Below are 5,963 nucleotides of genomic sequence, written 5' to 3'. Positions count from 1 at the left end.
ACGACCAGGGCATCTGGCTGATGTCGCGGTTCAAGGACCCGTTCATCACCGTGCGCGGTCTCGAGTGGTTCGGTCACCACGTCATCGGGGTCACGTTCCTCTTCGTGCCGTTCTACTGGCTGGGCGCGGGACCGCACTTCCTCTACCTCGTCGAGACGGTGTGGCTCGCGGTCGGCGCCGTCCCCATCTGGCTCCTGGCGCGCGACCGGCTCGAGAACCCGTGGGCCGGCCTCGCCCTCGCCGCCGCCTACCTGCTCTATCCCTCGCTCGAGTGGATCAACTGGTGGCACTTCCACCCCGACGCGCTCGCGATCACCCCGCTGCTGTTCGCGTACTGGCTCGCCACCCGGCGGCGCTGGGGCTGGTTCGCGGTCGCGGTCGGCCTCGCCCTGTCGTGCAAGGAGGACGCCGCGCTCGCGGTCGTGATGCTCGGGCTGCTCGTGGCGTGGAAGATACGACGGCGACCCGGGCTGCTCACCGCCGCGGTCGGCGCGGTCTGGTTCCTGCTGGCCACGCGGGTGATCCTCCCCTCGGTCAACGGGGTCGGCACCTTCTACGAGTCGTACTTCGCCGGTTTCGGCAACGGCTCCGGTGAGATCGCCTACAACATCGTGCGCCACCCGAGCCGCGTCGTCGAGACGGCCACCGAGGCCGGGCGGCTCGACTACTACCGCCAGCTGTTCGCCCCCGTCGCCTTCCTGGCGCTGGGATCGCTGCCCGTCCTGCTCATCGCCGGTCCCCAGCTGCTGATCAACGTCATCTCCGGCTTCGGCTACACCCACGACATCCGCTACCACTACTCGTCGCTCGTCATCGTGGGCGTGATGCTCGCCACCGTCGAATCGGCGGCGCGCTATGGGGGAACTCAGGCCGGACGCCGGTTCCTCGTGGGCCTGGTGGCCGCGACCGCCCTGGCCGCCAACGTCGCCTGGTCGCCATCGCCGATCGGCGTGAAGTTCCACTCGGGGATCTGGGCCCGGCCCTCCCCCCGCCACCAGTCGCTGCGCGCTGCGCTCGACCTCGTGCCCCGGCACGCCGGCGTCACCGCCATCTACTACCTCGTCCCCCACCTCACCCACCGCGTGCTCATCTACGAGTGGCCCAACCCCTTCGTGCGGCCCCCCGCCAACTGGGGGGTCAGGGGCGAGCACCCCGGGAACCCCGCGAAGGTCGACTACATCGTGGTCGACACCGATCTGCTGGGCGACCACCGCGGCCTCTACGACCGGTTGACCGCACCCGGCGGCGAGTTCAGGAAGGTGTTCGAGCGCGAGCGGGTGGTCGTGGCGAAGCGGGCGCGCCCGCCGGGAGAGCGCGCCGCGAGCTAGCGGATGTCGAGCAGCTTCTCGCGCACCGCGTAGACGACAGCCTCCATGCGGGAGTGCAGGTGCAGCTTCTCGAGGATGTTGCGCACGTGGTTCTTGACCGTGTTCTCCGAGATGTAGAGGTCGTCGGCGATCTCACGGTTGCTCATGCCCTGGGCGACGAGCTTGAGCACCTCGAGCTCGCGGTCGGTGAGCCGGGGGGCGGGGAACTGCTGCTTCTCCTCCGCCCGGCGCACGAGCGTGTTGAACTCGGTGAGCAGCTTCGAGGCCATCGACGGCGAGATGAGGCTCTGGCCCTGCACGACGGCCCGGATCGCATCCGCGACCTCCTCGATGGAGATCTCCTTCAGGAGGTAGCCGTTCGCCCCCGCCTTGATGGCCTCGTACAGGTCGTCCTCCTCGTCGCTCACCGTGAGCATGAGGATCCGGCTGGTGGGGATGACGTCGCGGATCGTGCGGGTGGCCTCGATGCCGCTCATCCGGGGCATGCGGACGTCCATGAGCACCACGTCGGGTGCGAACTCCTCCGCCTTCTTCACCGCGTCCTCGCCGTCCTCCGCCTCGGCGACGACCTCGATGCCCTCCTCCGACTCGAGCACCATGTTGAGCCCGCGACGGAACAGCGCATGGTCATCGGCGATCAGCACCCGAATGGGCTCGCCGTCGATCACACCTCTCTCGTCCGCCACACCGCTCCTTTGGTTGCTTCGCTCACGTGCCGTCGATCAGGCCCACGTCGCCGTCGTTGCGGCGGTACACGACCGCCGCGCGCTCGGTGTCGGCATTGGTGAAGAAGTAGAAGTCGTGGCCGAGCAGGTCCATCTGGAGGGCCGCCTCCTCGGGGGTCATGGGCTTGATGGCGAAGTGCTTGGTCTTGACGATGGTGGGCAGCCCGGCCCCGGGGTCGTTTGCGTCGTCTGTGGCTTCTCTGTCGCGAGTGTCGTCCTCGTCCGCTTTCACCGAGTTTACCGACTCGTGCCTCCGCGGATGGGAACGGCCCAGCAGCTTGCCCTTGAGCTTCGCCAGCTGGTGCTCGAGCTTGGCGACCGCTTGGTCGAGCGCGGTGAAGGCATCGGACGAGGCCGCCTTGGCGCGGACGATGTGCCCGTGACCGGCGAGGACCAGCTCGCACACCTCCTTCTCGGAGATCCGCGGGTTCTTCTCCTCCATGAAGTGGACCTCGGCCTGGTCCATGCCCTGGAGCAGCCGGCCGAGCCGCGCGACCTTCTCCGCCGCGGCCGCCCGCAACTGCTCGGAGACCTCGATGTTGCGCCCGCGAACCGTCACGTCCATCCGCGCCCTCCATCGCTCGAGGTGTCGCCGTGTCGAGGTGTCAGTCGGGCGCAGTGTAAGTCAGCGGACCCGTTCGGAGACGAGGCGGTCGACCATCGAGCGTGCCAGCTGTTCGGCGGTCGGCTCGCCCTCACGCGCCAGGCGGGCGCGGGCCCGCGCGACGGCCTCGGGCCGGACCCACGGCTCTGCCTCCATTCGCTCGACGGCGGCCGGTGGGATCTCGAGCGTCGCACTCATCGGTGGCATCACTAGTTCTTTCGGACTACATCGCTCGTAGCTTGAGCGGCGTGCGGGCCGCGGCCAGCCCGTGCACGTCGACGGCACCCGCGGCGCGCAACGCCCGGGCGGCCGCGGTCATCGTCGCCCCGGTGGTGACGACGTCGTCGACGAGGAGGATGCGGCCACCCGGCGCGTGCCCGTGACCCCTCGGGCGAGGGGCGCGGGCCTCGAAGGCCCGGGCCGGTAGACGGCGCGCCGCGCCGGCCCGGCCGGTCTGGGGCGGACCCGGCGGCCGCGTGAGGAGCGGGCGGCACGGGCGGCCCAGGCGGCGGGCGACCAAGCGGGCCAGCAGCGCGGCCTGGTCGAAGCCCCGCCGGCGCCGCCGCGACGCGGTGGTGGGTGCCCACGTCACCACGTCGACCTCGCCCCGGTCGACGAGCGCGGCCATCGCACCGGCGAGGAAGCCGGCCGCGGCGCGTGCGTTGCGGTACTTCAGGCGCGCCACCAACTCGCGCCCCACGCCCTCGTACGCGAGGAGGGCGGTGCAGGTGTCGAGCGCGGGAGGCACCCCGAGCGCGGGTGCCCGGCGGAGCCCCGCGGCGCACGTGAGGCACGGCGCCGGTCCCCGGGCACCGCAACACGGGCACGTCGTCGCCAACAGCACGCGTCGAACCCTACGGATGGGGTGAGACAGTGTTTGCTGGTCGCTTCGCTCCCCCGGCCGGGGCCCCAACCCCGGCCTCCTCCCGAGCGTGGGGCCCCTGCCCCACGCCGGGCCGTGTTTGCTGGTCGCTTCGTGTCGCGCTCAACCACCGTCACGGTGGTCGGGCGCGACGGGAATGCCGGTGGTGCCCCGGTGCACGCCGTCCTCGGTGACGTAGGCGGTCACGAGCTCGGCGGGGGTGATGTCGAACGCCCGGTTCTCCGCGGTCGCGCCATCGGGCGCGAGGCGGTGGCCGCCGATCTCGAGCACCTCGTCGGAGGACCGGCGCTCGATGGGGATGGAGGCGCCGTCGGGCACCGCCGGGTCGAACGTCGAGCGCGGCGCGACGACGTAGAACGCCACGCCGTGGTGACGGGCGAGCACGGCCAGGCCATAGGTCCCCACCTTGTTGGCCACGTCGCCGTTGGCCGCGATGCGATCGGCGCCGACGAGCACGCAGTCGACCTCGCCGTCGGCCATGAGGGCGGCCGCGGCGCCGTCGGCGACGAGCGTGTACGGGATGCCGAGACGGCTCAGCTCCCAGGCCGTGAGCCGGGCGCCCTGGAGCACGGGCCGGGTCTCGCCCACCCACACCTGCGGCCCCAGACCGGCATCGTGCGCGGCCCGCACCACGCCCAGGGCGGTTCCCCAACCGACGCAGGCGAGCGATCCCGCGTTGCAATGGGTGAGCGGGCGGACGCCCTCGCGCAGGAGTGTGGCACCGTGGGCGCCCATCCGGCGGTTGCGCTCCACGTCGTCGACCGCGATGCGGACCGCCTCCGCCTCGGGGTCGTCGGCGCCTCGGGCCCGGTCGACGCCCCACGCCAGGTTGATCGCAGTCGGGCGCGTGGCCCGCAGACGGGCCGCGGCCGCGTCGAGCGGCTCGCCGTTGCGCACCGCCAACGCCACGCCCATGGCTCCCGCCGCGCCGAGCGCGGGCGCGCCCCGCACCGCGAGCGACGCGATGGCATCGCACAGCTGGTCGACCGTGCGGCACTCGATGAAGACGAGCTCGCCCGGGAGGCGACGCTGGTCGATGAGGCGCACCACCCCGTCCCGCCACTCGATGGTCGGCGGAATGGGATCGGTCACGGCCGGGTCACGCGAAGAAGAACTCGGCCGCCGGCGAGCGCTCCTCGAGGATGTCGTCCATGCGCGTGCGGACGATGGACTTCATCTCGGGGTGCGGGAGCACGTAGAACCGCTCGTGCTTGACCGCGTCGACCACCTGACACGCGACCTCGGCGGCGGGCAGGCCGCTGGCCACGATCTGCTTCAACAGCTCGCGGCCGACCTTGTTCATCTCGGGTTCCACCGGGTTGCGCAGGTGGTCGGGGCGGTTGCGATCGGATTCGGCGATGCGCGTCTGCACGAAGCCCGGGCAGAGGACCGACACGCGCACGGCCAGCGCGTTCAATGCCAGCTCGCGCTGCAGGGTCTCCGAGATGGTGACGACCGCGTGCTTCGACGCGTTGTAGGGGCCCATCATCGGCGCCGAGGTGAGACCGGCGATCGACCCGGTGTTCACGACGTGGCCCTCGTTCTGCTCGACGAGCCGCGGCACGAACGCGCGTATCCCGTGGATGACGCCCCACAGGTTCACGCCGAGGACCCACGCCCAGTCGGCCTCGCTGAGCTCCCACATGGTGCCGCCCGCACCGACACCGGCGTTGTTGCACACGACGTGGAACGTGCCGAACTCCTCGACGGTGCGCGCGGCCAGCGCATCCACGGCGGCTCCCTTGGACACGTCGGTGCGAACCGCGAGCACCTTGGCGCCGCTCGCGCCGACCTCCTTGGCGGCGACCTCGAGCGCGTCGTCCTCGATGTCGGCCATCACCACGCGCATGCCCTGGCCGATGCCGCTGGCCGCGCCGGTGATGACGGCGACCTTCCCCTCGAGCTCGTTCACCGCATCCCCTTCTTGGCGTAGTCAGCCGGGCTGAGGACGGTTTGGTACGACAAGAACGGGTGGGGGGTCACGTCCCCACCGTCCAGGACGAGAGGTACTCGCGCTGCTCGGGTGTCAGCGTGTCGATCTCGACGCCCATGGTGTCGAGCTTGAGCCGGGAGATCTCGCGGTCGATGTCGGGGGGTACGTCGTAGACACGCGGCTCGAGCGCGCCGCCCTGCTGGAGGACCCACTCGGCCGCGAGGGCCTGGTTGGCGAAGCTCATGTCCATCACCGCCGCCGGGTGCCCCTCGGCCGCACCGAGGTTCACCAGCCGCCCTTCGGCGATCACCAGGATGCGCTTGTCGCCGTCGGGACCGGCCACGAGGAACTCCTCGACGAAGGGCCGCACCGCGCGCCGACGTTCGCCCGAAGCCATCTGGCCGAGGGCCTTCAGGTCGATCTCGATGTCGAAGTGACCCGAGTTGGCCAGGATGGCGCCGTCCTTCATGGCCTCGAAGTGCTCCCGGCG

At 71.1% G+C, this 5,963-nt stretch carries 7 protein-coding genes; 1 reads left to right on the top strand and 6 read right to left on the bottom strand.

What is annotated here, in order from left to right; translation table 11 throughout:
• The first annotated feature begins 20 nt into the window (after positions 1 to 20).
• Positions 21 to 1,328 carry a DUF2079 domain-containing protein gene (locus E6G06_07035; protein ID TML92130.1) on the top strand — a complete coding sequence of 436 codons (1,308 nt, stop codon included), beginning with the start codon at positions 21 to 23 and terminating at the stop codon, positions 1,326 to 1,328.
• On the opposite strand, the gene E6G06_07030 is transcribed toward E6G06_07035, so the two are convergent.
• The 6 genes from E6G06_07030 to E6G06_07005 all read right to left on the bottom strand — a co-directional run.
• A complete protein-coding gene (locus tag E6G06_07030) occupies positions 1,325 to 2,014 on the bottom strand; it encodes a response regulator transcription factor (GenBank protein TML92129.1) in 690 nt (229 codons plus the stop codon). The two genes, E6G06_07035 and E6G06_07030, sit on opposite strands and share 4 nt — an antisense overlap.
• 22 nt (positions 2,015 to 2,036) lie before the next feature.
• Entirely contained in the window at positions 2,037 to 2,618 is a 582-nt protein-coding gene (gene raiA / locus E6G06_07025; protein TML92128.1) for a ribosome-associated translation inhibitor RaiA, read from the bottom strand.
• 262 nt (positions 2,619 to 2,880) lie between these two features.
• Positions 2,881 to 3,501: a ComF family protein gene (locus E6G06_07020; protein TML92127.1), complete on the bottom strand. Its 621-nt coding sequence runs from the start codon at positions 3,499 to 3,501 to the stop codon at positions 2,881 to 2,883.
• 141 nt (positions 3,502 to 3,642) lie between these two features.
• On the bottom strand, positions 3,643 to 4,620 hold the full coding sequence (gene mtnA / locus E6G06_07015) for an S-methyl-5-thioribose-1-phosphate isomerase (protein TML92175.1): 978 nt from the start codon (positions 4,618 to 4,620) through the stop codon (positions 3,643 to 3,645).
• A gap of 19 nt (positions 4,621 to 4,639) precedes the next feature.
• Positions 4,640 to 5,452, bottom strand: a complete 813-nt coding sequence (locus E6G06_07010; GenBank protein TML92126.1) for an SDR family NAD(P)-dependent oxidoreductase — start codon at positions 5,450 to 5,452, stop codon at positions 4,640 to 4,642.
• 67 nt (positions 5,453 to 5,519) lie between these two features.
• Positions 5,520 to 5,963: adenosylhomocysteinase (locus E6G06_07005; GenBank protein ID TML92125.1), on the bottom strand; the 444-nt coding region annotated here is incomplete at its 5' end.

The organism is Actinomycetota bacterium (assembly GCA_005888325.1).
Lineage (GTDB): Bacteria > Actinomycetota > Acidimicrobiia > Acidimicrobiales > AC-14 > AC-14.
This window is presented reverse-complemented; position numbering and strand designations above follow the sequence as displayed.